General features: G+C 74.0%; 26 protein-coding genes and 1 pseudogene. 9 read left to right on the top strand and 18 right to left on the bottom strand.

All coding sequences use genetic code 11. The features are described from left to right. Nucleotides 1-142: 142 nt before the first annotated feature. From ABEB06_RS39375 to ABEB06_RS19300, 6 genes and pseudogenes are all read right to left on the bottom strand, one after another. A pseudogene (locus ABEB06_RS39375) lies at nucleotides 143-442 on the bottom strand (SUKH-4 family immunity protein); the annotation flags it as partial. An 83-nt stretch (nucleotides 443-525) separates the two neighbouring features. After that, nucleotides 526-690, bottom strand: a complete 165-nt coding sequence (locus tag ABEB06_RS19320) for an SUKH-4 family immunity protein (RefSeq protein WP_345698116.1) — start codon at nucleotides 688-690, stop codon at nucleotides 526-528. Beyond that, nucleotides 683-1,552, bottom strand: a complete 870-nt coding sequence (locus ABEB06_RS19315; protein WP_345698115.1) for a nucleic acid/nucleotide deaminase domain-containing protein — start codon at nucleotides 1,550-1,552, stop codon at nucleotides 683-685. The genes ABEB06_RS19320 and ABEB06_RS19315 overlap by 8 nt, the downstream gene beginning before the upstream one ends. Before the next feature lie 17 nt (nucleotides 1,553-1,569). Continuing rightward, entirely contained in the window at nucleotides 1,570-2,295 is a 726-nt protein-coding gene (locus ABEB06_RS19310; protein ID WP_345698114.1) for an SUKH-4 family immunity protein, read from the bottom strand. A gap of 39 nt (nucleotides 2,296-2,334) precedes the next feature. Further along, on the bottom strand, nucleotides 2,335-3,273 hold the full coding sequence (locus ABEB06_RS19305) for a nucleic acid/nucleotide deaminase domain-containing protein (RefSeq protein WP_345698113.1): 939 nt from the start codon (nucleotides 3,271-3,273) through the stop codon (nucleotides 2,335-2,337). Continuing rightward, a complete protein-coding gene (locus tag ABEB06_RS19300) occupies nucleotides 3,270-4,046 on the bottom strand; it encodes a WXG100-like domain-containing protein (protein WP_345698112.1) in 777 nt (258 codons plus the stop codon). The genes ABEB06_RS19305 and ABEB06_RS19300 overlap by 4 nt, the downstream gene beginning before the upstream one ends. A gap of 134 nt (nucleotides 4,047-4,180) precedes the next feature. Between ABEB06_RS19300 and ABEB06_RS19295 the strand changes: the two genes are divergently transcribed. Beyond that, complete coding sequence (locus ABEB06_RS19295; RefSeq protein WP_345698111.1) at nucleotides 4,181-5,953, top strand: WD40 repeat domain-containing protein; 1,773 nt, start codon at nucleotides 4,181-4,183, stop codon at nucleotides 5,951-5,953. A 64-nt stretch (nucleotides 5,954-6,017) separates the two neighbouring features. Here the strand turns inward: ABEB06_RS19295 and ABEB06_RS19290 are convergent, their stop codons facing one another. Together ABEB06_RS19290 and fbaA are read right to left on the bottom strand one after the other, a co-directional pair. Further along, nucleotides 6,018-6,431, bottom strand: coding sequence for a DUF3151 domain-containing protein (locus ABEB06_RS19290; protein WP_345698110.1), 414 nt, complete (start codon nucleotides 6,429-6,431; stop codon nucleotides 6,018-6,020). A 95-nt stretch (nucleotides 6,432-6,526) separates the two neighbouring features. Further along, on the bottom strand, nucleotides 6,527-7,549 hold the full coding sequence (gene fbaA, locus ABEB06_RS19285) for a class II fructose-bisphosphate aldolase (protein WP_345698109.1): 1,023 nt from the start codon (nucleotides 7,547-7,549) through the stop codon (nucleotides 6,527-6,529). A gap of 262 nt (nucleotides 7,550-7,811) precedes the next feature. On the opposite strand from fbaA, the gene ABEB06_RS19280 reads away from it, so the two are divergent. After that, complete coding sequence (locus tag ABEB06_RS19280; RefSeq protein WP_345698108.1) at nucleotides 7,812-8,525, top strand: DedA family protein; 714 nt, start codon at nucleotides 7,812-7,814, stop codon at nucleotides 8,523-8,525. An 82-nt stretch (nucleotides 8,526-8,607) separates the two neighbouring features. Here ABEB06_RS19280 and pyrE read toward each other — a convergent pair whose 3' ends face one another. The 7 genes from pyrE to ABEB06_RS19245 all read right to left on the bottom strand — a co-directional run bounded on the left by pyrE (nucleotide 8,608) and on the right by ABEB06_RS19245 (nucleotide 15,230). Further along, on the bottom strand, nucleotides 8,608-9,144 hold the full coding sequence (gene pyrE, locus ABEB06_RS19275) for an orotate phosphoribosyltransferase (RefSeq protein WP_345698107.1): 537 nt from the start codon (nucleotides 9,142-9,144) through the stop codon (nucleotides 8,608-8,610). Between the two features lie 39 nt (nucleotides 9,145-9,183). After that, nucleotides 9,184-10,077 carry an SRPBCC family protein gene (locus ABEB06_RS19270; RefSeq protein WP_345698106.1) on the bottom strand — a complete coding sequence of 298 codons (894 nt, stop codon included), beginning with the start codon at nucleotides 10,075-10,077 and terminating at the stop codon, nucleotides 9,184-9,186. Between the two features lie 110 nt (nucleotides 10,078-10,187). Beyond that, a complete protein-coding gene (locus tag ABEB06_RS19265) occupies nucleotides 10,188-11,861 on the bottom strand; it encodes a spermine/spermidine synthase domain-containing protein (RefSeq protein WP_345698105.1) in 1,674 nt (557 codons plus the stop codon). A gap of 79 nt (nucleotides 11,862-11,940) precedes the next feature. Then, the gene (locus ABEB06_RS19260; protein ID WP_345698104.1) at nucleotides 11,941-12,552 is read right to left on the bottom strand and encodes a DUF2617 family protein; all 612 of its coding nucleotides are present in this window, start codon (nucleotides 12,550-12,552) and stop codon (nucleotides 11,941-11,943) included. Between the two features lie 372 nt (nucleotides 12,553-12,924). Beyond that, nucleotides 12,925-14,085: a pyridoxal phosphate-dependent aminotransferase gene (locus ABEB06_RS19255; RefSeq protein ID WP_345698103.1), complete on the bottom strand. Its 1,161-nt coding sequence runs from the start codon at nucleotides 14,083-14,085 to the stop codon at nucleotides 12,925-12,927. 116 nt (nucleotides 14,086-14,201) lie between these two features. Continuing rightward, complete coding sequence (locus ABEB06_RS19250) at nucleotides 14,202-14,765, bottom strand: type III secretion system chaperone family protein (RefSeq protein WP_345698102.1); 564 nt, start codon at nucleotides 14,763-14,765, stop codon at nucleotides 14,202-14,204. Between the two features lie 120 nt (nucleotides 14,766-14,885). Beyond that, nucleotides 14,886-15,230, bottom strand: coding sequence for a beta/gamma crystallin domain-containing protein (locus ABEB06_RS19245; protein ID WP_345698101.1), 345 nt, complete (start codon nucleotides 15,228-15,230; stop codon nucleotides 14,886-14,888). A gap of 267 nt (nucleotides 15,231-15,497) precedes the next feature. Here ABEB06_RS19245 and ABEB06_RS19240 point away from each other — a divergent pair, with 267 nt between their 5' ends. Both ABEB06_RS19240 and ABEB06_RS19235 read left to right on the top strand, forming a co-directional pair. Continuing rightward, nucleotides 15,498-15,803 (top strand): helix-turn-helix transcriptional regulator, encoded by a 306-nt coding sequence (locus ABEB06_RS19240; protein WP_345698100.1) that lies wholly within the window; start codon nucleotides 15,498-15,500, stop codon nucleotides 15,801-15,803. Continuing rightward, nucleotides 15,800-16,678 carry a hypothetical protein gene (locus ABEB06_RS19235; protein WP_345698099.1) on the top strand — a complete coding sequence of 293 codons (879 nt, stop codon included), beginning with the start codon at nucleotides 15,800-15,802 and terminating at the stop codon, nucleotides 16,676-16,678. The genes ABEB06_RS19240 and ABEB06_RS19235 overlap by 4 nt, the downstream gene beginning before the upstream one ends. Nucleotides 16,679-16,745: 67 nt before the next feature. Here ABEB06_RS19235 and clpB read toward each other — a convergent pair whose 3' ends face one another. After that, a complete protein-coding gene (gene clpB, locus ABEB06_RS19230; RefSeq protein WP_345698098.1) occupies nucleotides 16,746-19,349 on the bottom strand; it encodes an ATP-dependent chaperone ClpB in 2,604 nt (867 codons plus the stop codon). A 71-nt stretch (nucleotides 19,350-19,420) separates the two neighbouring features. After that, a complete protein-coding gene (locus ABEB06_RS19225; RefSeq protein ID WP_345698097.1) occupies nucleotides 19,421-20,359 on the bottom strand; it encodes a LysR family transcriptional regulator in 939 nt (312 codons plus the stop codon). Nucleotides 20,360-20,429: 70 nt separating this feature from the next. Between ABEB06_RS19225 and ABEB06_RS19220 the strand changes: the two genes are divergently transcribed. The 5 genes from ABEB06_RS19220 to ABEB06_RS19200 all read left to right on the top strand — a co-directional run bounded on the left by ABEB06_RS19220 (nucleotide 20,430) and on the right by ABEB06_RS19200 (nucleotide 25,110). Then, nucleotides 20,430-21,518, top strand: coding sequence for a TDT family transporter (locus tag ABEB06_RS19220; RefSeq protein WP_345698096.1), 1,089 nt, complete (start codon nucleotides 20,430-20,432; stop codon nucleotides 21,516-21,518). 705 nt (nucleotides 21,519-22,223) lie between these two features. Next, nucleotides 22,224-23,201, top strand: a complete 978-nt coding sequence (locus ABEB06_RS19215; RefSeq protein WP_345698095.1) for a LuxR C-terminal-related transcriptional regulator — start codon at nucleotides 22,224-22,226, stop codon at nucleotides 23,199-23,201. Then, nucleotides 23,194-23,676, top strand: coding sequence for a hypothetical protein (locus ABEB06_RS19210; RefSeq protein WP_345698094.1), 483 nt, complete (start codon nucleotides 23,194-23,196; stop codon nucleotides 23,674-23,676). The genes ABEB06_RS19215 and ABEB06_RS19210 overlap by 8 nt, the downstream gene beginning before the upstream one ends. An 80-nt stretch (nucleotides 23,677-23,756) precedes the next feature. Next, nucleotides 23,757-24,038, top strand: a complete 282-nt coding sequence (locus ABEB06_RS19205; RefSeq protein WP_345698093.1) for a hypothetical protein — start codon at nucleotides 23,757-23,759, stop codon at nucleotides 24,036-24,038. Between the two features lie 103 nt (nucleotides 24,039-24,141). Then, the gene (locus ABEB06_RS19200; RefSeq protein WP_345698092.1) at nucleotides 24,142-25,110 is read left to right on the top strand and encodes a LuxR C-terminal-related transcriptional regulator; all 969 of its coding nucleotides are present in this window, start codon (nucleotides 24,142-24,144) and stop codon (nucleotides 25,108-25,110) included. Between the two features lie 32 nt (nucleotides 25,111-25,142). Here ABEB06_RS19200 and ABEB06_RS19195 read toward each other — a convergent pair whose 3' ends face one another. Next, entirely contained in the window at nucleotides 25,143-25,769 is a 627-nt protein-coding gene (locus ABEB06_RS19195; RefSeq protein WP_345698091.1) for a hypothetical protein, read from the bottom strand. Nucleotides 25,770-25,990 lie beyond the last annotated feature (221 nt).

Genomic DNA, 25,990 nt, shown 5'->3' with positions numbered 1-25,990 from the left:
CCGCTGCGGTTGCAGCCGGTGCCGGAGGTGCCGGAGGGGAGGGCTGGAAGCCGTGGCGGAGCGTGTGGACGGCGCCCTGCCGGCCGGGGTTGGTGAGGATACCGGGTTCGGCCGCTTCGAGGCGCGCGGTGAAGCGGGCCACGACCTCCTCGTGGTCCGCGTCCTCGACCTCGTTCCAGTGTGGGAGGTGCTCGGCGCACCAGGCGAGCTGCTCCTCGTCGAGGAAGTCGGCGAGGAGCAGCCTCATCACCTCGGCGTCGTAGGCCATCAGGCAGCGCGCCAGTGAGTGGAGGTCGCGGTGGGCGGGACGGGCGTACGCCGCGTCCGGGTCGCCCGCGACGGTGTGGACGGCGCCCGAGCCGCCGTCCGGGGCGAACGGCACCTCGCCGTGGGTGCCGAGGACCAGCCAGTCGCCGGCCCCGGCGGGCAGGCCCCGGTGCATCTCGAACAGCCGGTGGTGCGGCAGGTACAGCTCGGCCAGCCGGATCATGCCGTGCTCGACGCGGCTGTGGGGTTCCAGCGGCGTCACCGGGTCCGGGGAAGGCCGATGCCGGTGAGGAAGGCCCGGGCACCGGGATCGGTCAGGCTCGCGGGGAGCCGCTCGGCGGGGACGCGGAGCAGCCCGTCCGCGCCGAAGAAGCCCTCCAGGGCTCCGCGGGTGACCGGCCCGGTGGTCCGGGGGTCAGCCACGCGGCTCTTCCGCGAGCGCGGTCGCGAGTTCGCGGATGCCGGCCTCCCGTTCGGCCGCGGTGTCGCCGTAGTCGTAGCTGTGGCTGAACTCGGCGTTCGGGAAGGTCCGGGCCAGCCAGACGCTGCAGTAGTGGCCGGGCATGAAGCAGGCCTGCAGCTCGGTGTAGACCTCCAGGACGTCCTCGGGGTCGACGCCGGAGCCGCCGAGGCGGCTCCAGAGCGCCTCCTCGGGGTGCAGCGCGAGCGAGCCGTCGGCCGTGACGATCTCCGGCTCGCCCTTGGGGCCGCGGTACTTGAACGCGGCGTAGCCGGGCACGCCGCGGGTGTGCCGGACGTCCTCCAGGACCCGGGGCCACCACAGTTCGTCGTCCTCGAACGCGCGCAGGTCGGTGGCCCGCATCCGGCTCTCCACGGCGGAGAACAGGCGGAAGACCTCGTCCGGGACGTCGGTGGCGGCCAGCGCCCGGAGGGTCTCGTCGAGCTCGCAGAGGTTGTCGAGGAAGGCCGCGAGCGAGGTGTCGACCAGGACGGGGGGCTCGGGAAAGGCGAGGTAGACCGCCCAGACCCGGCCCTGTCCGTCGACGCACAGCTCCGCGCCGCGGTCGGTGCCGAGCCGTGCCCAGTCCGCCTCCGGCCGGTCGGCGGGGTCCAGCCCGATCTGCTCGGCGTAGGCGGCGAGGGTCACTGGATCGTCGGCGGCGGTGGTGAAGTATGGCCCCACCTGGACCGGGAGGCCCGCGGCGGCGAGCAGGGCGGCGGTCTCGCCGGGTACGGCGGTCGCCGCGAGTTCCTCGGCGTCCGGTCGGCGCAGGCCGGCGGGGCCGAAACGGTCGAGCAGGCGCTGGGAGAGTTCTGCGGTCATGGCTCCGTCGTTCAGGGTCAGTAGCCGTGGCGGAAGTCGTGCAGGATCTGCTGCCAGACCGGCTGGTCGGTGATGTCCGGCTCCACCTGGCGGAGCTTCGCGGTCAGCCCGGCCAGGACCTCGTCCACGTCGGGCATCCGGGCGAGGAGCTCCTGCTCCTCGTCCTCCTCGAGGAAGAAGTCGTCGTCGTCCTCGTCGCGGGCCGGGCAGAGCTCGGCGAACTCCGGGAAGTGGCCGCGGCACCAGTCCGCGGTGTCCGGGTCCATCAGGTCGGAGAGCAGCCAGAGCTCCCGCCCGCCGAAGGCGAGCAGGCAGCGGACGTACGCGTGCAGATCGCGGTGGGCGGGGCGGCCGTTGACCGCCGGGTCCTGGTGCGGGGCGAGCGCGTGGACCGCGCCGGAGGCGCCGTCGAGCACGAACAGGCCCGCGCCGTAGTGCCCGACGACCAGCAGGGCGGCGCCGTCGCCGGGCAGCCCCGGGTACGCCTCGTCGACCTTCTCCGGCAGGCAGGACTCGGCCAGGCCGGGCAGGCCGTCGGCGCGCGCGGCCGGGTCGGCCCGGACCACCGCACCGGGGGCGACCGGCAGGCCGACGTCGGTGAGGAAGGCCCGTGCGGCCGGATCGGTGACCGCGGCGGGCAGCCGGTCGGCGGGCACCCGGACGAGCCCGTCGGCGCCGTAGACCTCTTCCAGGGCGGCGCGGGTGACGGGCCGGCTCTGCGGGTTCGGTTCGTCGGGCGTCATGGGCACAGCCTATCCGTGGGCGGGAGGGCGATCCCGGCGTCACCGTCGTCGGCGGAAGATCTGGAAATGGCGTTCCTTGAGGTCCTTGAGGTACTTCGAGTGGTCCTCGGTTCCCGGGTAGTCGATGCTGTGGCTGACGTCGGTCAGGTGCGGGAACTTGGCGTGCAGCCAGCTCCCGCAGTTGGAGAGCTTGGAGTCGCAGGGCGCCCGTTCGCTGTACAGCGACCGCACGTTGGGACCCTGCATCCTGTCCAGGATCGGGTGGCCGATGCGCCGTTCGGAGTGGGCGTTGTTCAGGAAGTCGCTGCGGGCGACGAGGATGAAGTTCCGCTCGCCGTCCTGGTAGTGCAGCGCGGCGTAGTTGGCGCGCGCCTGGCTGTCCGGTCCGTAGCTGCCGTAGTCGCGCTGGGCGAGGCGGGCGCGCTGGGTGGCCCGGGCCAGCTCGGAGCCGCCGGGTCGGACCTTGCGCGAGCCGGTGCGCTTCGCGTCCTGGGGCGGGACGTCGGCCTTGGTCACCCGGAAGAGCTCCGACCGGCCGTTCTTGAAGAAGTGCTTGATGCCGGAGTCGTTCTCGTCGTCGATCTTCGTCTTGCTGCCGTCGGGGTGGACGCGGTGCACGTCCCCCTTGTGGTCGAGCAGGTAGACCGGCGTGGTGTCGTGCTTGTTGACGATCCGCTTGTAGTGGTCGGCGAGCTTGGCTTCCAGGTCCTTGTGGTTCTGGCTCATCCTCCGGATGCCGGCGCCGGTGTCCTTGGCGTGCTGGGCGAGGCCGCTGAGCGCGGTCTCGATCGCGCCGAGGGCCCGGTCGGCCATGTCGGAGACGATCTTGCCCATCGGGTCGTTGGTGTGTCGGCCGCTGACCGAGCGGGTGCGGTTGCGCGTGGTGCGGGTGTGGTGCTCGCGCATCCGGTCGAAGTGGGTGTCGAAGTTCCGGGCGAGGGTCTCGGCCGCGTCGAAGTCGTGTTTGATGTCGGTCATCGCGCACCTCGGTGGGACGGCGCCTGCTGCTGGGTGCCCTGCGCGGCGCCGGTGACGGTGTTCTGGGCGAAGTTCCGGGCGCTGCCCAGCGGATCGTCGGCGTAGCCCTTGACCTGGTCGACCGACTGCTGGACGCCTTCCTTGAGGCCCTGCTTGCCGGCGTCGGCGGCCTCGCCCCAGTCGATGCCGTCCTGGGCGCCGAGGGCGTTGCGGGCGAGCTGGACCACCAGGTCCTGGGCGATGTTGCCGAGGGCGGCGAAGACCGGCCCCTCGACCAGCGACACCAGCTCGGACAGCAGCTGCTGCTCGGCCTCCTTGAGGAGGCGTTTGACGATGATCCGGGTGGCCTGGGTGGCGCCGAGCGCGCCCGCCTCCGAGAGGCCGAAGGTGAACGGTGCGGCGGCCTGGGCGGCGATCACCTCGGCCGCCATGATGCCGAGTTGGACGATCGCGGCGATCTTCGCGCCGCTGATCACCAGTGCCGCGCCGTCCAGCCCCATCGCGAACACGTCCAGAGCCTGGGCGACTTGGGGCATGTGGGTGCCGGCCACCTTGTCCCAGTGCGCCTGGAAGGCGTCCGCGCCGGCGCCCTGGCTGATGCCCAGGAATTCCTGCGCGGCGCCGGCGATCAGGTCCTTGTCGGCGTTCAACGTCGATGCGAGGTCCCGGAGTTCGTCCGCCATCTCGCGGTACTCGTCCTCGTCGACATTGGGCCAGTTGATCCCGATCAGGTCGAGCACCCAGGCGAGTTCGTCGGGCAGCACGACGCCCATCTGTTCCCCTTCCCCCGAGAGTGGTCATATGACTATCAGTCTGCTGTGGGCGGGGGTCAACTCTCCGGCCCCCTCGACAGGGGTCCGGTGAGTAGGCTCGGATCGTAGGACTGTTCGGAACGGGGGCAAGGAACATGGGAACCGACCGTCGAATACCGCCACTGCGCGCCGGCCGCAGGGCAGCCGGAGCCGCCCTGCTCGGCTGGCTGGACGACGAGCGCGCACCCCGGCTGTGCCGGGTCTCCGGCTCGCCGGGATCCGGCAGGACCCACCTGCTGGCCTGGCTGGTCACCGGCTGCACCACACCCGAGACCCCGCCGGCGCAGCGCCTCAACGCCGTCGTCCCGGCCGACGGACTCAGCCTGCGCGGACTGGTCTGGCAACTCGCCCGGCAACTGGAGGTCCCGGCCCGCACCCCGGACGACCTGATCGCCGCGCTGGCCGCCGACCCGCGTCGGACGGTCATCTGCGTACCCGAGCTCGACCGGGCCGTGGCGCCGATCCGCATCGTCTACGAGTTCCTCAACCCCCTCCTGGAGCTGGAGCACGTCCGGCTGTTGGTCGAGGCTTCCACCGACTCGCTGGAGGCCGGCGCCTTCACCGTGGTGCCCACCCCCGCGGTGTTGGAACTGGACGACCCGCAGTGGACCGACCGGGACCGCTTCGCCCAGTGGTGCGCCCAGCAGGACGCCGACCCCGACGCCTACCCGAGCCCCGGCCGGGCCCTCGGCGTCGAGCCGACCGCTCCCCGCCCGTTCGCCGAGATCCTCGCCACAGCGCCGCCCGGCGCGGACGGCACCCCCGACCTGGCGACCGCCGGCGAGCCCCTGCTCACCGAGCTGTGGACGGCCGCCGCGCACGAGCGCGACCCGGGCCCGCTCACCGCCGACCCGCTGCTGGCCGTGCTCGCCCACCCCGTGGCCGTCACCGCCGGGCTGGAGACCGCCGACGGCACCCTCGCCACCGCCTGGGACGCCGCCGGACCCGGCCTCGTCGAGACCCCCGACGCCGCCCAGCGCGCCCACCTGCTGCGCACCCGCCTGCTGGGCGTGGACGACGCCGCCGCGGCCCGGCTCGGTTCCGCGCCCAGCGCCTGGAGCGCCCGCTGGGCGCACTGGGAGCCCGGCACGATCACCGTCTCCACCGCCGGCGCCGGACCCCACCGGGACCAGTGGCTGCTCGCCGACGGCACCGGATCCGTCCGCACGCTCGCCCCGCTCACCGGTGCCACCCTCGGCCGGATCCCCGTGCCCGGCCCCAAACCGCTCCGCGGGCTCGCCGCGACCGCGGGCGGCAGCCTGGTGCTGCTCGACGCCTGGGGCGGCATCGAGCCGGTCGCCCCGGCCGAGCCCGCCCCGGGCCTCGACCCGTACGCCCTGGACGCGGTGCTGGCCCGGCTGCGCACCGCCCTCGGCGGCGAGGCGACCGCCCTGGCCGGGATCCCCGGCCTGCCGGACGCCGCCCCGGCCCTCGGCGACACCTCCGGCGCGGTGCACTGGTACGAACGCGGTGACGTGCACAGCCGGCCGCTGCACGCCGGCCCGGTGACCGCGCTGGCGGGCACCGCCCTCGGCACCGGCCCGGCCGACCCCGGGCCCGCCCTGCTCGCCAGCGGCGGCTTCGACGGGGCCGTCCGGCTCTGGGGCCCGGACGGCGACCCGATGCCGGACCCGGCCGACCGGCGGCCCTGCGCGGTCGCGGCGGTCGCGCTCGGCACCGGCCCGGCCGGCCTGGTGGTCGCCGCGGCCTGGGCCGACGGGCTGATCCGGATCCGCCGGCCGGAACAGCCGGGCGGCCCGCTCGACCTGCGGCTCGGATCCCCGGTCCGGACCCTGGCCCTGGTCGGTGACACCCTGCTGGCCGGACTGGACGACGGCCTGGTCGCCCTCGAACTGCGCCGCCCGTAGGCGGCGGACATGGGGAACCGCCGCCCGGCACGGAGCCGGACGGCGGTTCGAGGGGCTGCGGAGGTCAGCTCAGGGTGTCCGCCGCGGTCGGCGAGGAGTCGCGCAGGAACTGCGTGCAGCGCTCGGCCTCGTCCTTCTCGCCGATCGCGCCGGCGGCCCGGCCCAGCGCGTGCAGCGCCCGCAGGAAGCCGCGGTTCGGCTCGTGCTCCCACGGCACCGGGCCGTGGCCCTTCCAGCCGCTGCGGCGCAGCGCGTCCAGCCCGCGGTGGTACCCGGTGCGGGCGTACGCGTAGGACTCGACCGTGCGACCGGCCGCGAAGGCGTCGTCGGCCAGCTGCGCCCAGGCGAGCGAGGAGGTCGGGTAGGCGGCCGCGACCTCCGCGGGGGTGGCACCAGAGGCCAGCAGCTCCAGCGGGCCGGGCTCGGCCGGCAGGTGGGTCGGCGGGGGGCCGCCGAGCAGGTTCTCGTGAATGCTCATGGCCCCAGTCAACCATCCCCGGGCCGCCGCCCGGACACGCCGGTGCCCCGGGCGGCCGGGACCTGGGTCCGACCGTCCGGGGCACCGGGAGGGCCCTACTTGATGCGGTTGCCCGCCGAGCGCAGCTGCTGCGCGGCCTCGAGCACGCGGGCGGCCATGCCGGCCTCGGCCAGCTTGCCCCAGGTGCGCGGGTCGTAGGTGTTCTTCTTGCCGACCTCGCCGTCGACCTTCAGCACGCCGTCGTAGTTGCGGAACATGTGGTCCACGACCGGGCGGGTGAAGGCGTACTGGGTGTCGGTGTCGAGGTTCATCTTCACCACGCCGTTCTGCAGCGCGGTGGCGATCTCCTCGGCGGTGGAGCCGGAGCCGCCGTGGAAGACGAAGTCGAACGGGTCGGCCTTGCCGTACTGCTTGCCGATCTCGTCCTGCAGGTCGCGCAGGAGCTCCGGCTTCAGCACGACGTTGCCCGGCTTGTACACGCCGTGCACGTTGCCGAAGGAGGCGGCCAGCAGGTAGCGGCCCTTCTCGCCCAGGCCCAGCGCCTCGGCGGTGCGGACGGCGTCGTTGACGGTGGTGTACAGCTCGTCGTTGATCTCGTGCGAGACGCCGTCCTCCTCGCCGCCGGTCGGGGTGATCTCGACCTCGAGGATGATCTTGGCGGCGGCGGCCTGGGCCAGCAGCTCCTGGCCGATGGCCAGGTTGTCGGCCAGGGTCTCGGCGGAGCCGTCCCACATGTGCGACTGGAACAGCGGGTTCTGACCCTTGGCCACGCGCTCGGCGGAGATCGCCAGCAGCGGGCGGACGTAGGCGTCCAGCTTGTCCTTCGGGCAGTGGTCGGTGTGCAGCGCGACGGTGATGTCGTACTTGGCGGCGACGATGTGCGCGAACTCGGCCAGGGCGACCGCGCCGGTCACCATGTCCTTGTTGTGCTGGCCGCCGAGGAACTCCGCGCCACCCGTGGAGATCTGGATGATGCCGTCGCTCTCGGCCTCGGCGAAGCCGCGCAGGGCGGCGTGCAGCGTCTGCGACGAGGTCACGTTGATGGCCGGGTAGGCGAACTTGCCCGCCTTGGCCCGGTCCAGCATCTCGTTGTAGACATCGGGGGTTGCGATGGGCATGCGAATCCGCTCCTGTCGGTGTGGGGCGATCGGACGACGCTGTCCGACTGCTCGATACGCCTCTGGTCACGGGCGCGATCGGTACGAGAAGAGGGTGGTCCTCGACCGCCGGCCGGACACCAGGGCCATCTTCCCAGACTCGCCCTTCCCGCACACCCAGCGGCCCGCCCCTTGGGACGGATGACGGGGGAAGCGACGGCCGCGGTCCCGTCGGCCGCGGGACTTTAGGCCGCTCGTAAGGGGGGAGCGCTATCCTGCGCCCGTGGACTACAACCAGCTAGCCGTCAACCTGCTCGACGCCAAGTCGCTCGTCGCGTCCGTGGGCGCCATCGGGATTCTCGCGATCATCTTCGCCGAGACCGGCCTGCTGGTCGGGTTCTTCTTCCCCGGTGACTCCCTGCTGATCCTGGCGGGCGTCGCCGCCTCCAGCGCCGCGGACAAGGTGCTCGGCGAGGGTGCCCGGCTGCCGGCCGCGATCCTGTTCGTCGGCGCGCCGATCTGCGCCATCGCCGGCGCCCAGCTGGGCCACGCGTTCGGCACGAAGGTGGGGCCGCGGCTCTTCGAGAAGCCGGAGTCGAAGATCTTCCGGCGCGAGTTCGTGGTGAAGGCCGAGGAGTACTTCGACAAGTTCGGCCCGGCCAAGGCCGTGGTGATGGCCCGCTTCATCCCGGTGGTGCGGACCTTCCTCAACCCGGTGGCCGGCACCCTCGGCATGCCCGCCCGGAAGTTCTTCGTCTGGAACGTGGTCGGCGGCGTCCTGTGGACCGAGTCCATGCTGATGATCGGCTACTTCTTCGGCGACGCGATGGCGCCGGTGATCGACAAGTACCTGCTGCCCGCGATGGCGTTCATCATCCTGCTGTCGGTCTCGCCGATCATCGTCGAGGTGATCCGCGAGCGGAAGAAGAAGAAGGCCGGCGCCGGGGCCGAGCAGCCCGGCGAGCCGGTCGGCGGCGGCCGCCACCGCAAGGGCTGACCGCGGCGGGAGACGGCAACGGCCGGTGTTTCACGTGAAACACCGGCCGTTCGCGTCGGCGCGGGCGCGCCTGCTCGCGGACTCAGAGGCCCAGGTCGTCCAGGGTGTAGGCGGTGTAGTACGGCAGGCCCGCCTTCTCGATCGCGGGGGCGGCGCCGCGCTCCACGATCACCGCGACGCCGACCACCTCGGCACCCGCCTCGCGCAGCGCCTCGACCGCGGTCAGCACCGAGCCGCCGGTGGTGGAGGTGTCCTCGACCGCCAGCACCCGGCGGCCCTTCACGTCCGGGCCCTCGATCCGGCGCTGCAGACCGTGCGCCTTGCCCGCCTTGCGGACGACGAAGGCGTCCAGCTTGCGGCCGCGGGCGGCGGCGGCGTGCAGCATCGACGCGGCCACCGGGTCGGCACCCAGGGTCAGTCCGCCGACCGCGTCGTACTCCAGGTCCGCGGTCGTGTCCAGCATGACCTTGCCGACCAGCGGCGCCGCCTCGGCGTCCAGCGTGATGCGGCGCAGGTCGACGTAGTAGTCGGCCTCCAGCCCGGAGGAGAGGGTGACCTTGCCGTGCACGACGGCCTTGTCCTTGATCTGCGCCAGCAGGGCGTCCCGGTCATTGCTCATGAGCAGCCAGTTTACGGGCGCCCGGAGCCCGGAGACGCGTCAGCGTCGGCGCAGCGCGCGGACCAGCACCACGGCGCCGCCGATCAGGGCCACGCCGCCGCCGATCACCCAGGGCATCGCGCTGCGCTCACCGGGGTGCCCGGAGAGCAGGGTGGGCTCCACGCCGCCCCAGCGGGACGCGGCCCGGGCCCGGGCGCTGTGGGACGGCGGGGTCGGCGCGTACCGGCCGTGCGGCGGGGCGTGGTCGACCTCCTCGGCGGAGCGGCCGACGATCGAGCGCCGCACCGGGCCGCCGACCGGGACCGGCTCGGACTCGTAGGTCGGCTCCGGCTGCGGGACGGGCAGTGCGTCCGGCTCGCCGAACGGCAGGCCCGGCTCGTCGTCGCTGAAGGCGATCAGGTCGGACAGGTCGTCGTCCAGATCGCCGCCGATCGACCGGTCCTCCAGGTAGACCACGGTGGCGCCGTCCTCGTCCGTGCCGTCCAGGTCCTCCTCGGCCACGGTGAGCTCCTCGACCAGCGTCGCCGCCGCCCGGTCGAGCAGCCGCCGCGCGGTGGCCTCCCGGGTCTCGGCGTCGAAGGCGGCCAGCCGCCCGGCGACCTCCGCCACCGCGTCGAACCGGACCCGGGTGCCGCCCGGGGCCTCGGCCACGGTGATCCGCAGCAGCGCCGAGACCGCCGCCCCGCCCCGGATCTCCTCGCCGGACAGCCGGACCAGCAGTTCGTCGCCGACCCAGCCGTCACCGGACAGCGAGCCGCCGTACGTGATGGTGGAGCCGCCGATCCGCACCCGCAGCCGCCCGCCGGTCTCGACGGGCGAGGACGCCTCCGAGATGGCGCTCAGGCCGGGGACGCAGCGCGCCACCAGCTCGCGGTCCAGCAGGGCCTCCCGGACGACCTCGGCCGGCAGCGGGACGACAACCTCATGCTCCATGCCTGCGAGCCTACCCATCCGGGCGCCCACTGCGGAGACTTGCGGTCAGGTTGGGGCGCGCGGCCGCCCGGACGGGCCACCGCAGGGCTTGCGGCGGCCCCGGCCGGGGCTCAGTCGACCAGGCTGTGCGGCGCGGTCGGCCCGGGCGGCCGGGCGGCGGCCAGCCGGGCCGCGGAGCCGCGCAGGGCGTCCACGGTCAGCGAGCGCGGCGCGGGCGCGTCCGCCGCCAGGGCGAGCTGCGGGCGCTCCTGCCCGGCCAGCACGAAGGCCGGCCGCTCGACCCGCTGCCCGCAGCCCGCCGGGCCGTCCGCGCCCTGGTACGGCACGGTCCGCAGGCCCGCCGCGGCCAGGCCCGCCTCGGCCGACCACAGCTGCGGCCCGACCGGGCCGGTGCGCACCGCGATCCGCCCGCCGGGAGCCAGCCGCCGGGCGGCCAGCCCCAGGAACTCCCGGGAGCGGTACTTGCCGCCGTGCGCGGAGCCGTCCAGGTCCGAGACGATCACGTCGAACTGCGGCCCGGTCGACCGCAGCCAGTCCAGCGGATCGGCGCCGGTCACCCGCACCCGCGGATCCCGGTACGGGTAGCCGCCGAGCGCGGCCAGCGCCGGGTCGCGGCGGGCCAGGTCGGTCAGCTCCGGATCGAGCTCGACCACCTGGACCGAGCCGACCCCCGGGTGGCGCAGCACCTCGCGCAGGGCCAGGCCGTCCCCGCCGAGCACCAGCACCCGGACGGCCAGCGCGGCCGCCATCGCCGGACGGACCAAAGCCTCGTGCTCGCGGTACTCGTCGGCTCCGCAGACCGCGAGCCGGCCGTCCAGGTAGAGCTCCAGCGGCGGGGCCGGGCGCTGCTCGGGCACCCGGGCGGCCGCACCGTCGGGGGCCGGCCCGGCGGCGGGCGGGCCGCCGACGAGCACGATCTCCTGGTAGCGGCTCTGCGCCGCGAAGCGGATCTGCCCGCCGTACAGCGCCTGCCGGGCGGCCCGCTCGATCAGGCCGGTGCAGGCGGCGGCCAGCGCGAGCACCGCGAGGACCAGGCCGCAGCCGGTCCACAGCAGCGGGCGGGCCCGGCGCGGCGGCTCGGCGCGGAACAGCCAGAGCACCACGGCGGCGCCGGCCAGCGCGTTCACCGCGCCGGTGAGCAGCGCCCCGGTCGCCTGGCCGACCGCGGGCAGCAGCAGGAACGGGAAGGCCAGGCCGCCGATCAGCGCGCCCACGTAGTCGGCGGCGAACAGGTCGGCGGCGGCCCGGCCGGCGTGCTCCCGCCGGATCCGCTGGATCAGGGTCATCAGCAGCGGGATCTCGGCGCCGATCAGCAGGCCGATCAGGAAGGTGGTGGCGACCAGCGCGGCCATCGCCGCGCGGTGGTGGTCCAGCCAGGCCCAGCCCGCGTACAGGCCGAGCACCGAGAGGCCGCCGGTCAGCGCCAGCGCGCACTCGACCAGGGCGAAGGAGGTGGCCGGGCGCCGGGTCAGGCCCTTGGCGAGCAGCGAGCCCACGCCCATCGCGAAGACCATCACGGACAGCACCACGGAGGTCTGGGTGACCGAGTCGCCCAGCAGGTACCCGCCGAGGGCGACCAGCTCCAGCTCGTACACCAGGCCGCAGGCCGCGCAGACGAACGCGGCCAGCAGCACCAGCAGCCGGGCGGCCCGGGGCCGCAGCGGGATCCGTATGGCGCCGCCGGCCCGGACCGCGCCGACGGGCGGCCCCGGCGGGCGCGACGGCGGATCCGCGGGGCCGTCGTGACCCGGCTGAGCGGACGGTCGGGCCGGATGGTTGATCATGTCGTGACGCTACGTGAGAACCGCCACCGATAGCTGCACCCGTCGGAGTGACAACTGCGGTGGCTGCATTGACGTTTCGTCACCAGGTTCCAAGGGTGTCGCCCGAGGTGGTGGCGGTGCGCAGGACCAGCGAGGAGCGGGTGCAGACCAGTCTTCCCTCCTGCGGGTAGGCGTGCCAGGTGCGCCACAGGACGCGGCGGTCCTCGCAGTGCGCGACCAGCGCGGTGAAGGCGCTGGGGTCGCCCGGGAAGATCCCGGCCAGGCCGCGCGGATGGCCCTCCACCAGGGCCAGCAGCTCCTGGGCGCGGGCGGCGAACACGTGCGGCGGCAGCTCCTCGATCCGGGCGGCGAACTCGTACTCCCAGCCCGCGACCTGCTCGGCCACCCGGGCGGGCAGCGGGGTGCGCCGGCCGGGCAGGCAGGCCACCGTCTCCAGGCAGTCACCGGGGCCGGCCGCCAGGATCACCTGGTGGGAGGCGCCGAGCAGGCGCAGCTGGAGGGTGCCGCGGATCCGCCCGCGGTCGTGGTCGGGATCGCCGTCGGAGCCGGGGTCGCCGGCGCCGTCGGGGCCGTCCGTGCCGTCCAGTTTCAGGTCCCGGACGGCCAGCGCGGGCAGCGGGTCACCGCCCAGCTGCCACGCCAGGTCGCCGGCGCGGGTGTCCGTGTAGGAGGTCTGCAGTGTGGTGAGCATGCTCGGCTCCGCGTTTCAGCTCCGTGCACGTCCTGCGGGCAGCGTCGGTCTCGGCGGGGCGAGGCTGTTCGAGGCTGTCCGGTCCAGGACGCGGCCGACCGTGGAAGGAAGGATTCCGGCTGGAGATTCAGCAGCAGAGAAGCACGAATTCTCCGGGTCCGTCAGGGATTTACCCATCTTTGTCGTGCATTCACCGTTCTGGGCGCAGTGTCCGACTGGGTGTGATCATCGGCGGGATTGTCTCTGTCCACCGCACGCCTCCGCCCGGGCGCGTGCGCCGTGCGCGCGGGTCGTACGCCCCACCCGACGGGCGCGGAATCATCCCTTCGGAGCTACTGCGCACGGGTGAAGGGGAAGGGCGTTCTGCTGACGTCAGAGCCGCTGCAGCCGGGCCACGGCCTCTTCGAGGACGGCGTCCTGCTTGCAGAAGGTGAAGCGGACGAGCGGGCGGCCGGCCTCGGCGTCGTCGTAGAACACCACGTTCGGAATGGCGACCACGCCGCAGCGGGCGGGGAGCGAGCGGCAGAACTCCAGGCCGTCCTTCTCGCCGAGCGGGGTGATGTCGGTGGTGATGAAGTACGTCCCCTCCGGCGTGAAGACGCCGAAGCCCGCCGCGGCCAGGCCGTCGGCGAGCAGGTCGCGCTTGCGGCGCAGGTCGGCGCGGAGGGTGTCGAAGTAGCTGTCGGGCAGCCGCAGTGCCTCGGCGACGGCGTACTGGAACGGGCCGGCGGAGACGTAGGTCAGGTACTGCTTGGCGGTGCGGACGGCGGACACCAGCGCGGGGGCGGCGGTCACCCAGCCGACCTTCCAGCCGGTGAAGGAGAAGGTCTTGCCGGCCGAGGAGATCGAGACGGTCCGCTCGCGCATCCCGGGCAGCGCGGCGATCGGGTGGTGCCCGCCGCTGAAGGCCAGGTGCTCGTAGACCTCGTCGGTGACGACCAGCAGGTCGTGCTCCACCGCGAGCCGGGCGATCCCGGCGAGCTCCTCGGCGTGGAGCACCAGACCGGTCGGGTTGTGCGGGGTGTTGACCAGCAGCAGCCGGGTGCGCGGGGTGATCAGCGAACGCAGCTCGTCCAGGTCGGGCCGGAACGAGGGGGCCCGCAGGGTCAGCGGGACGCGGGTGGCGCCGGCCATCGCGATGCAGGCCGCGTACGAGTCGTAGAACGGCTCGAAGGCGATCACCTCGTCGCCCGGCTCCAGCAGGGCGAGCATCGCCGCCGCGATCGCCTCGGTGGCGCCCGCGGTGACCAGCACCTCGGTGTCCGGGTCCCAGTCGAGGCCGTAGAAGCGCCGCTGGTGCTCGGCGACGGCCTGCCGCAGCTCGGGGACGCCGGGGCCGGGCGGGTACTGGTTGCCGCGGCCGGTCAGCACCGCGTCGGCGGCGGCCCGGGCGATCCCGGCGGGCCCGTCGGTGTCGGGGAAGCCCTGGCCGAGGTTGATCGAACCGGTGGACGTGGCCAGCGCCGACATCTCCGCGAAGATCGTCGTCCCCAGGCCCGCCAACCGGCGGTTCAACAGCGGCCTCGCGCTCATTCCGGCTCCTCATGCCTCGTCGTCGCAGACCATCATCGGGCGCGCGGGGTCCGGTCACAAGCAGTGACGGGCCGCCCCGGCGTGCGGGGCGGCCCGTCAGCGGGTGCGGGGGAGGATCAGGCCTCGTCGGCCGGGCCCTCGCCGTTCTCGCCGTCCTCGCCCTCGATCTCCTCCTGGAGGCCGAGGCGCTCGACGATCCACTGCTCGAACCCGACCGAGGCCTGGGTCCAGTTCGCGGTGGTGGTGACGAAGTAGTCCAGGTTGACGCCGGCGCCGACGATCATCTGGGACTCGCCGATCAGGCGGACCACGCCGTCCTCGTGGGTGTGGGTGTAGACCTTGGGCCACAGGGTCTCGCGGTTCCACTCGTCGATCAGGTCGAGGATCTCGCCCTTGCGCTCGAGCGGGTACGAGCGGTCGTAGAAGGCGCGGACCGCGAAGAGCTCCTTGTGGTCGCCGCGGAACATGTAGTAGACCCGGAAGCCCTCCCACGGCGCGGTGAGGTCACCCTCCTCGTCCACGACGTGCTTGAGCTGCATCTGGTCGAGCAGCTGGGACACCAGGTTCTGGTCCGGCACGACCACCGGCGGCGGACCGGCCGGAGCGCCGCCGGGCTGGCCGCCACCCTGCGGCGGCTGCGGCATGCCGAAGGACGGGATGGACGACGGGTCGATGCTCACGGGGGTCCCTTTCACACGGTGCGCAAGGGTGGCTGCTGTCAGCGACGGGGGCCGCCCTCGGGTCTCCCTCCATCCTGCCTCATTCGTGGCCTGCGGCACAGAGACCACCGGGGTGCGTGATCACCCGATCTGGATCCAGCGCATGGTGCTCCTGGCGCCCGCGTCGTAGTACACGTCGCTCTGCCAGGTCCACGGGGAGAGCCGGTGGGTGCCGATCCCGCCGTCCAGGTAGAACCAGACCTCGTTGTTGCCCGAGTAGACGTCGTCGACGCTGTAGATCGTGACCCCGGTGTACCCGGCGTTGGCGAAGCAGAGGCGGCCGCTCCAGTTGTAGTTGAAGACGTTCACGAAGTCATAGCGGCCGTTGCAGCTGACCCGGCTGATCGCTGAGGCGTCGCTGGTCGGCAGGGCCAGGGCGGCGGCACCGGCGAGGACCAGTGCGGCGCGGCGGCGTACGGATGCCACGGTGGTGCTCCTCCCGTCGGTCGGACGCCCCATGCTGGGTGGCGCCCGGTGGCCGCCGCCAGGAAGTTGTCAGGAACCTGTCCGGAGGAACTGCCGGTTGCCCCGGACAAACCCCCGGGGGCCGTGAATTTGCTCACCGACCAAGCCTGGTAGGGGAGTTGCAGCCGGGTCGGCAGGGCCGTTAGCGTCCGGACGACAGTCGCGCCGTAGGCGCGGCGCGCCACCGGAGCGGCCGCCGGGCCGCTGCACGCCACCTTGGGGGGAGACGTGTCGGAGCAAGGGGTCCCGGAACGCACGGGCGGCCTGGGGGAGCGGCTGCGCGGCCTCCGGCTCGACTGCGGCCTGACCCAGGAGGACCTGGGCGCCGCGACCAGCATCAGCGTCCGCACCATCAGCGATGTGGAGCGGGGGGTGTCCTGCCCGCGGATCTCCACCATCCGGCTGCTGGCGCAGGCCTTCGGCCTGTCCGAGGAGCAGCGCGAGGAGCTCAACCGGCTGGCCAGGATCCAGCGCGACCGGACGGCCCGCAGCCGCTACCGGGCGGGCGGCCCGCGGACGGAGGCCTACGCGTGAGGCGGGCGCTCGCGGCCGCCGCGGCCGCGGTGCTGCTGCTCGCGGGCTGCGCGTCGGGCGGCGGGCCGGGTGCCGCGCCGGCCGGTGCGGTCACCCCGCCGCCGATCGCGGCCGCGCCGGCCGCGCCGGCCAGCGGGCGGGGCGGCATGCTGGGGCTGCCGCTCTCCGCGTACCGCAGCGACGACCGGCAGTCCGAGGAGCACTTCCGGGCGGTGCGGGCGCTCACCGCGAAGTGCCTGCGGGACGCCGGCTTCCGGGTCGACCCGGCGTCGCTGTTCCGCGGGTCCGCCCCGGCGGACGTGGACAACGACACTGCGATGCCGGGCGGCGCCTGGGGGTACCTCGGCACCGCGGCCGCCGCCGTCCAGGGCTTCCACGCCCGGCCCGCGGAGGGGCCCGGCGCGGCCGCCGCAGCCGCGGCACCGGCCGGCTCGGAGGCCGAGCGGTCGATGACCGAGCGGTGCACCCGGGAGGGCCTGCAGCGGCTCCAGCTGCCGGAGTCGGCGGAGAGCAGGCTGGTGTCCGAGCTGTTCGGCGCCTCGCTGGTCGCGGTCGGCAAGGACCACCGGGTGGTGGCGGCCACCGCCGCCTGGCGGGAGTGCATGGCCGGGGCCGGGTTCCGGGTCGAGGACCCGGAGACGCTGGTGGCCCGCTACCGCCGGAGCCCCTCGGTGCAGCCCGACGAGCTGTCCGCGGCCCGGGCGGACGCGGACTGCACCGCCACCGCGGGCCTGGCCGGCATCTGGTTCGCGGTGCTGGCCGGCTACCAGCAGCAGCAGATCGAGCGCCACGGCGAGCAGCTCGCCGGGATGCGGCGCCAGCTGCGCGAGCGGGCCGACCGGATCGCCGCGGTCCTCGCCGAGAACGGCGCCTGAGCGCGCCGGGCCGGGCAGGGCGGAGGGCGGACCGGGAGACCCCGGCCCGCCCTCCGCACGGGGCCCGCTACTTCTCCAGCGAGGGCTTGGGCCCGACGCCGAGCCCGTCCTGCGCCTCGTCCCGCTCGACCAGCACGGTGTCGCCGTCGTGCACCCGCCCCGAGAGGATCTCCTTGGCCAGCTGGTCGCCGATCGCCGACTGCACCAGCCGGCGCAGCGGCCGGGCGCCGTACGCCGGGTCGTAGCCGGCCAGCGCCAGCCAGTCGCGGGCGGCCGGGGTGACCTCCAGGCTGAGCCGGCGCTCGTGCAGGCGCTTGGCCAGGGCCGCCACCTGCAGGTCGACGATCCGGCTGAGCTCCTCGGTGCCCAGCGGGTCGAAGACCACGATGTCGTCCAGCCGGTTCAGGAACTCCGGCTTGAACGCGCCGCGCACCGTCTCCAGCACCAGCTGCTTCTTGCGCTCCTCCGGCGTGGTCGGGTCGACCAGGTACTGGCTGCCCAGGTTGGAGGTGAGGATCAGGATCGCGTTGCGGAAGTCCACCGTGCGGCCCTGGCCGTCGGTGAGCCGCCCGTCGTCCAGCACCTGGAGCAGCACGTCGAACACCTCGGGGTGGGCCTTCTCCACCTCGTCCAGCAGCACCACGCTGTACGGGCGGCGCCGCACGGCCTCGGTGAGCTGGCCGCCCTCCTCGTAGCCGACGTACCCGGGCGGGGCGCCGACCAGGCGGGAGACCGAGTGCTTCTCGCCGTACTCGCTCATGTCGATCCGGACCATCGCCCGCTCGTCGTCGAACAGGAAGTCCGCGAGCGCCTTGGCCAGTTCGGTCTTGCCGACGCCGGTCGGGCCGAGGAAGAGGAAGGAGCCGGTCGGGCGGTCCGGGTCGGCGATGCCGGAACGGGTGCGGCGCACCGCGTCCGACACGGCCCGGACGGCCTCGCCCTGGCCGATCAGGCGGCGGCCCAGCTCCTCCTCCATCCGCAGCAGTTTGGCGCTCTCGCCCTCCATCAGCCGGCCGGCCGGGATGCCCGTCCAGGAGGCGACCACGTCGGCCACGTCGTCCGGGCCGACCTGCTCCTTGACCATGGTGGCGGCCGGGTCGTCCGCGGCGCGGTCCTGAGCCTCGGTCAACTCCCGCTCGGCGGCCGGGATCTCGGCGTACATCAGCTTCGACGCGCGCTCGAAGTCGCCGTCCCGCTGGGCGCGTTCGAGCGCGCCGCGCAGGTCGTCCAGGCGCTCCTTGAGCTCGCCGACCCGGTTCAGCGACTTCTTCTCCTGCTCCCAGCGGGCGTTGAGGGTGCTCAACTGCTCCTGTTTGTCGGCGAGATCGCGGCGCAGCTTGCCGAGCCGCTCGACCGAGGCCGGGTCCGACTCCTTCTCCAGCGCCAGCTCCTCCATCCGCAGGCGGTCGACCGAGCGCTGCAGCTCGTCGATCTCCACCGGGGAGGAGTCGATCTCCATCCGCAGCCGGGAGGCGGCCTCGTCGACCAGGTCGATGGCCTTGTCCGGCAGGAAGCGGGCGGTGATGTACCGGTTGGACAGGGTGGCGGCGGCGACCAGCGCGGCGTCGCTGATCTCCACCTTGTGGTGCGCCTCGTAGCGGCCCTTGAGGCCGCGCAGGATCGCGATGGTGTCCTCCACGCTGGGCTCGCCGACCAGCACCTGCTGGAAGCGGCGCTCCAGCGCCGGGTCCTTCTCGATCCGCTCGCGGTACTCGTCCAGCGTGGTGGCGCCGACCATCCGCAGCTCGCCGCGGGCCAGCATCGGCTTGAGCATGTTGCCCGCGTCCATCGCCGAGTCGCCGCCGGCGCCCGCGCCGACCATGGTGTGCAGCTCGTCGATGAAGGTGATCACCTGGCCGTCGGAGGCCTTGATGTCGTTCAGGACGGCCTTCAGCCGCTCCTCGAACTCGCCGCGGTACTTGGCGCCGGCCACCATCGCCGCGAGGTCCAGCGCGACCAGGCGCTTGCCGCGCAGCGACTCGGGCACGTCGCCGGCCACGATCCGCTGGGCCAGGCCCTCGACCACGGCGGTCTTGCCGACGCCGGGCTCGCCGATCAGCACCGGGTTGTTCTTGGTCCGGCGGGAGAGCACCTGGACCACCCGGCGGATCTCCTGGTCCCGGCCGATCACCGGGTCGAGCTTGCCGCTGCGGGCGGCCTGGGTGAGGTCGGAGCCGTACTTCTCCAGGGCCTTGTAGGTGCCCTCCGGGTCCGGCGAGGTGACCCGGGCGGAGCCGCGGACGTCCTTGAACGCCGCCAGCAGCGCCTTGGCGGTGGCGCCCTGCCGGCCGAGCAGGTCGGCGACCGCGCCGCCCTCGGCGGCCAGGCCGACCATCAGGTGCTCGGTGGAGACGTACTGGTCGTCCAGGTCGGCGGCGCGCCGGCCGGCCTCCTCCAGCACCGCGAGGGTGTCCCGGGCGAGCTGTGGCGCGGCGACCGTGGAGCCCTGCGCGGTGGGAAGCGCGGCGGCCTGCTGCCGGGCGGCGGCGGTCAGCGGCGCGACGTCCGCCCCGACGGCCTCCAGCAGCGGGCGGGCGAGGCCCTCGGGCTGGTCGAGCAGCGCCAGCAGGATGTGCACCGGCTTGACGTCCGGGTTACCCGCGGCGCCGGCCCGCTGGATCGCGGAGGACAGGGCGTCCTGCGTCTTGCTGGTGAACTTGCTGGCATCCACTGCTGGCGTACCCCTTTCGATCGGGAAGACTGTTGCTCTCTACAGCATGCACTAAGTTGAGTCTATTCCACTCAACTTCTGGGTGAACTCCTTCTCGGGCCGCGCGGGACGTCCACCCGGGTCAGCCCGAGCAGCGCCCGGGCCGGCCCGACCGGCCGCTGCCCGGACGGCCAGACCGCCCGGAGCGGCCGGTGCAGGTCCAGCCCCGCCACCGGGACGGCGACCAGGCGGCCGGTGGCCAGTTCCTCGGTGACCGCCAGCTCGCTCAGGCAGACCGGCCCGGCACCGGCCAGCGCGGCCGCCTTCAGCGCGGTCGAGGAGGCCAGTTCCAGCCGCGGCGCCGCCGCCCCGCCGAACCGGGCCAGCGCCTCCTCCAGCACCTCCCGGGTGCCCGAGCCCGGCTCCCGCAGCACCAGCGGGGTGGCCGCCAGCTCCTCGCCGGTGACCGGCGCCCGGCGGCGGGCCCAGCGGTGCTCCGGCGCCACCACGACCACCAGGGTGTCCGCGGCGACCACCGCGCCCTCCAGCCCGGCGGGCGTCCCGGTGCCCTCGACGAAGCCCAGGTCGGCGTCGCCCGCCAGCACGTGCGCGGCCACGTCCGAGGAGTTGGCGGTGCGCAGCGTCACCGCGGTGCCCGGGCTGGCCTGGTGGAGCGCCAGCAGCCAGCCGGGCATCAGGTACTCGGCCACCGTCAGGCTGGCCACCACCCGCAGCCGGGTGTCCCGCTTGCCGCGCAGCGCGTCGATGCCGGCGTCCAGTGCCTGTGCCGCCTCCACCACGTTCCGGGCCCACTCGACCACCAGCCGGCCCGCCTCGGTGGGCCGGGAGCCGCGCGGCGAGCGCTCCAGCAGCGGGACGCCGATCTGCCGCTCCATGCCCTTGATCCGCGCGCTGGCGGCCGGCTGGCTGACTCCCAGCTCGGCGGCGGCCCGGCCGACGCTGCCCAGCCGGGCCACCGCCAGCAGCAGTTCGAGGGCGCCGAGCTCGGGGACGTGCGGGGAGAGGGCCATAGGGTCAGGCTATGTCCTCATAGCCCGGCGGACGCTACCGCAGGTCGGAGCGGGCCGCGAGGGTGGAACCATGGCACTCCTCCTCGCTCCCCGGGCCCGGTTCGCGGCCCTCGACCTCGGCCGGCTCGGCCCCAACTGGTACGCCACCGTGATGGGCACCGCGATCGTCGCCAACGGCGCCGCCGCCCTCCCGCTCGACGTGCCCGGCCGGACCGGCTTCGCGGAGCTGATGTGGGTGCTCGCCCTGGCCGCGCTGGCCGTCCTGGTCCCGGCCCGCGCCGTCCACCTGCTGCGGCACCGCGAGGCCGCCCGCCGCCACCTGCTGGACGAGCCCGCCGCCGCGGTCTTCTACGGCTGCCCGCCGATGGCCCTGGTCGCCGTCGGCTACGGCACCCTGGCGGTCGGCGCCCCGCTCATCGGAGAGGGCCCGGCCGTCGCCGTCGACCTGACGCTGTGGACGGTCGGCACCCTGTACGCGGTCGCGGTGGCGGCCGGCATCCCGCTGCTGATGATCACCCGGCACCGGCTCTCGGTCCTGGAGGCCAACCCCACCTGGCTGCTGCCGGTGGTGGCGCCGATGGTGGCCGCCGCGCTCGGCCCCGCGCTGATCCCGCACCTGCCCGAGGGCGGGGCCCGGGCCGCGATGCTCTACGTCTGCTTCGCGCTGTTCGGCGCCAGCCTGCTGGCCACCCTGGTGCTGCTGCCGGTGGTCTTCGCCGGGCTGGTCCACCACAAGCTGCCCGCGCTGGTGCTGACCCCCTCGCTCTTCCTGGTGCTCGGACCGCTCGGGCAGTCCACCACCGCCGCCAACGCGCTGGCCGACGCCACCCGCAACGCCGCGCCGGCGCTGGCCGGGCCCGCCACCGCCTTCGCGGTGCTGTACGGCGTCGCCGTGATGGGCTTCGCGCTGCTGTGGCTGCTGGTGGCGCTGGGCGCCAACCTGCGGGCGCTGCGGGCCGAGATGCCGTTCGCGATGACCTGGTGGGCCTTCACCTTCCCGCTCGGCACCCTGGTGACCGGCGCCGCCGGGCTGGAGCGGCACACCGGGTTCGCGGGCTTCACCGGCCTGGCCGCCGGGCTGCTGGTGCTGCTGGTCGGCGCCTGGGCGGTGGCCGCCGCGCGGACCGTCGCGGGGCTGCTGGACGGCCGGCTGCTGTGAGCCGGCACCCCCAATAGCCCCCACCCGGGGCGACGGGCCGGGGGTGGGGGGCGGGATTCCGTTTCCGATGGTTCTGCGAAGAATTCGGAAATTCTGGGGTCCGAACGGTCTCCGGGCCGGGCCGGTCGCGGGATGCCTGGTGGCGGCCGGTCACTTCGGTGTTGTGTACATGACTGTCCAGGTGTTCGAATGGCCTTCCGGCCGGTCGACCGAATGGTCGTGAGGCGGCAGGGAGTGCTTCCGGAAAATCGGAATTCCCGCAGGTCGCCGCGCGCACACTCTGCAGGTTCATGCACTTGCGGGAACCTGCAGCCGGAGAGCACTTGTCCGCGGGACGCCGCGCTGTGAGGGTTGTGCCACGCCAGGTCGCACGGGCCGCCGCAGCCCGGAGTGAGCTTGCTCTTCGTCGTGGGTGCGAGAGGTGCGTCCCGCACCGACGGACCGGGGGGAAGAAGAGCGCCGGCCGGGAAGCCACGTGTGGTGGTGGCCCCCGGAACCGGAGTCGGTGAGGCGTTGCTGCTCCGCCTCGCCGAAAGCGTCACAGGACCGGCGTGAACCGAGCGGGTTCCCCGGGGTTTCAGAGTGCAACTGCGCGCTGGCCCCGGGGAACACGCCCGGACGCGGGCCTCCCGCGTTCCCGCAGGCCGACGCTGCTGAGAGCATGTCCTGCGCACAGACCCGAGGAGACCGGCAGGAGAGCTCGACGTGGCCGCCGAACCCGCAACCGACCAGGGCGACGGCCTCCCCGACGAAGCCGCGGCGCGCCGCTACCTCGCCATCCTCGCCGAGGGCGGCCGGATCCCCGTCGCCTCCGTCACCGACGCCGACCGGCCCGCGATCGACCAGCTGCTCACGATCGGCCTCGTCATGGCCAACCCCATCGACGCCGCCTACCTCGCCGTCAGCCCCCGCTCCGTCGGCGACCGGCTGGGCGCGGACATGCGCTCCCGGGCGGCCCGCCTCCTCCAGAACGCCGACCGGCTGCCCGACGCCCTCGCCGGCCTCGCCCGCGCCTACGACGCGATGCCCCGCGAGGCCGACCAGAGCCGCCCCACCGTCTACCTCGAAGGCCGCGACCGGATCCGCCACCGCATCGCCGAGCTCGTCTCCGACTGCAAGGAGGAGCTGCTCACCGCCCAGCCCGGCCCCCGGCCCCCCTCCAGCCTCGAACTCGCCAGGCCCCAGGACAGCGCCTTCGTCGGCCGCGGCGGGAAGCTCCGCACCATCTACCAGCCGATGGTCCTCGGCGAGCCGATGACCGTCGAGTACGCCGCCGAGCTGACCGCCCTCGGGGCCGGGTTCCGCCTCCTCGACGAGCCGTACCAGCGGATGATCATCGTCGACCGCCGGTGCGCCGTCATCCCGGCCGCCGACGACCACAGTCGCGCCGTCCTGCTCTCCGACCCGGCCGCCGTCGCCTTCCTGGTCGCCTGCTTCGAACGGGACTGGGCCCGCGCCGACCTCGTCCAGTGGCACCAGGTGGACGCCCGTCAGGTCACCCGCTCCGTCTCCGACCGGGTCGGCCGGCTGCTCGCCACCGGTCTGACCCAGCGCGGGGTCGCCTCCCGGCTCGGCCTGAGCGAGCGGACGGTGGCCGGCCACATCTCCCGGCTGCGGGAGCGCTACGGCGCCCAGACGCTCTTCCAGCTCGGCTGGCTGATGCGCGGCAGCCGCCGTGACTGAACGGGCCGCGCCCGGCGCGGCGGAGCGGGCGATGTACCTGGCGGTGCCGGCCCAAGGCGGGCGGACCTCGTTCCACGAGGCGGTGCCGGAGGACGCCGACGCCGTCCTCGCCCCGGTGCGGCGCGGCCTGCTGGTCCACCGGACCCCCGACGGCACGCTCGGCGCCGTCGACCCGCGGGCGGCCGCCGAGCGCACCGGCAACCGCCTGCGCGCCGAGGGCCTGGCCCGCCTGCGCCGCGCCGACCGGGTGGCCGAGGAGCCGGCCGACCTCGCCGAGGCGTACGACGGCGCCCCGCGCACCGGGGACCGCGTCGCCACCGTCCGGCACGTCGACGAGAAGGCCCAGATCCGCCACCAGGTGCTGCAGCTGGAGACCGAGTGCCGGCAGGGGGTGCCGGCCGCCCGACCGGGCCACCGACCGGCCGAGCTGCCGGCGGACGAGTCCCGGCCGCGCCGGACGATGGCCCGGGAGTAGCCGCCTCGGTCCTCTACCAGCCGTCCGCCAAGCAGGACGGCAACACGGCGCGCTACGCGGCCAGGGCCACCGGCTGGGGGATGCGCTTCCGGGTCCTGGACGAGCCCTTCCGGCGAACGACGGTCTTCGACCGCCGGATCGCGGTGGTTCCGGCGGCGGCGGACGACAGCAGCGCCGCGTTCGTCCGTGAACCGGCCGCGGTCGACACGCTGGTGAGCGCGTTCCTGCGGGACTGGGAGCGCGCCGAGCGGGTCCGGTGGGAAGATCTCGGACAGCGGGACGGTCTGACGGTTCACCAACAGATCGGGCAGCTGCTCGCCGAGGGCCTCACCCAGCGGGCGGTCGCCGGCCGGCTGGGCTGAGCGAGCGAACGGTGGCAGGACATATCGCGGGTCTGCGTGACGTTTACGGCGCTCAGACGCTGTTCCAGTTGGGATGGCAGATGCGAGGTGCGGAGTGAGTGGGTTGAAGGCGGGATCGCTGCCCAACGAGGCGGAGCGCAAGCTCTACCAGGCGATCCTCGAGCAGGGCGGACGGGTCGGCTTCCGCGAGGCGGTCGAGCAGGACGTGGCCGGCGTGCTGCGGCTGATCGAGCTCGGCCTGGTGATCCACCACACCGCCGACGAATCGCTGACCGCGGTCAACCCGCGCTCGGTCAGCGAGCGGATCAGCGCCGAGCTCCGCTCGGCCGGCACCCGGATGCTGGTCCAGGCCGAGGAGATGCCCTCGCTGCTGGCCGAGCTGACGGAGGCGTACGACGCCACCCCGCGCAAGGTGGACCGCTCCAGTGAGATCCAGCACATCGACGACTTCCGGGAGATCCGGCACCGGATCGTCCAGCTGGAGGCGGAGTGCCGCGAGGAGGTGCTGGCGGCCCAGCCCGGCGGGGCCCGGCCGGCGGACCACCTGGAGTACGCACTGCCGCGCACCCGCGAGTACCTCGCCCAGGGCGGCCGGCTGCGCACGCTCTACCAGCCGGCGGCGCGCTTCGACGAGGCCACCGTCCGCTACGCGGCGCAGGTCACCGACTGGGGCGAGCGGATCCGGATCCTCAGCGAGCCGTTCACCCGGGTGCTGCTGTTCGACCGCCGGGTGGCGATCATCCCCGCCTCCGCCGACAACAGCAGCGCGGCCTTCATCGAGGACCCGGCGGTGGTCGGCTTCCTGGTCGGGGTGTTCGAACGGGACTGGGAGCGGGCGGAGCGGGTCCAGTGGGGCTCGGTCAGCGACAGCGCCGAGAGCCTGCCGGTGCACGAGCAGGTCGGCCGGCTGCTGGCCAAGGGCCTGACCCAGCGGGCGATCGCCAACCGGCTCGGGCTGAGCGAGCGGACCGTCGCCGGCCACATCTCCCGCCTGCGCGAGCTCTACGACGCCGAGACCCTCTTCCAGTTGGGCTGGCAGATGCGGGGAGCCGAGGGTCCGTCGGCGGACTGAGCCGGCGGGTGGGCCGGCCGTCCGGCCGGCCGTCAGCCGGTCGCGACCTCGGAGGACCAGAAACCGTACGGGCCGCCTGCCGGGGGCTCGCGACGCGGGCGCGGGAACTGGTCGCCCGGGGCGGTCCAGAAGCCGCCGCGCAGCGAGAGCGCCATGCCCGCCCAGTCCAGCGCGGTCTCCACGGTGTGGTGCAGCGCGTCCTGCGACCAGGTGTCGTCGAAGACCAGCGGCAGCACCGGGGAGACCTGCTCGATCGTGGCGATCAGCGGGTTGTGGGTGATCGCCTCGTCCACCAGCAGCACGATCGGCTTGCGCAGCGCCGACGCCCAGCCCAGCTCCAGGCTGACCCCGGCCGACAGCGGCGCGCCGACGTACGCGAACACCAGGTCGGCGGTCTGCAGGGCCCGGAAGTCCGAGGGCACCCGTGGCTCCGGCGCGCGGCCGGCCACCGTCCAGGCGTCGCTGTGGTGCGCGCTGTAGACCGCCGCGCCGCTGCGCAGCAGCGTGGTGCGCAGGGTGGTCAGCCGCGCCCGGCTGGCGAGCGTCACCACGCTGTCGGCCGGACCGGTGAGCCGCATCAGCGGCGCGGCCAGGAACACACGTGCACGCCGGCCCTCGGGGGTCTGGGCCGCGCGTTGACGCAGGTGGGGCTCACTCATGTCGACTCCGGGGAGAATGGCCGACCGGGTGGGACTGGTGCCGGAGGGCGCTTCGGTTGATGGCTGCTCAAACAGACGAGCCGAGATGTTTTACTGAGCGAACAATTGAAGGTACATCGGCAAGTGTGGTGGTCTCGCCGAGACCATTGAGCGCGAACTGATCGTCCATCGGGCGCCAAGGCTGCGTCCAGGTCTGGCCCGTGTCATGTGGATGCCTGGCA

Source organism: Kitasatospora terrestris (genome assembly GCF_039542905.1).
Classification (GTDB): Bacteria; Actinomycetota; Actinomycetes; order Streptomycetales; family Streptomycetaceae; genus Kitasatospora; species Kitasatospora terrestris.
This window is presented reverse-complemented; position numbering and strand designations above follow the sequence as displayed.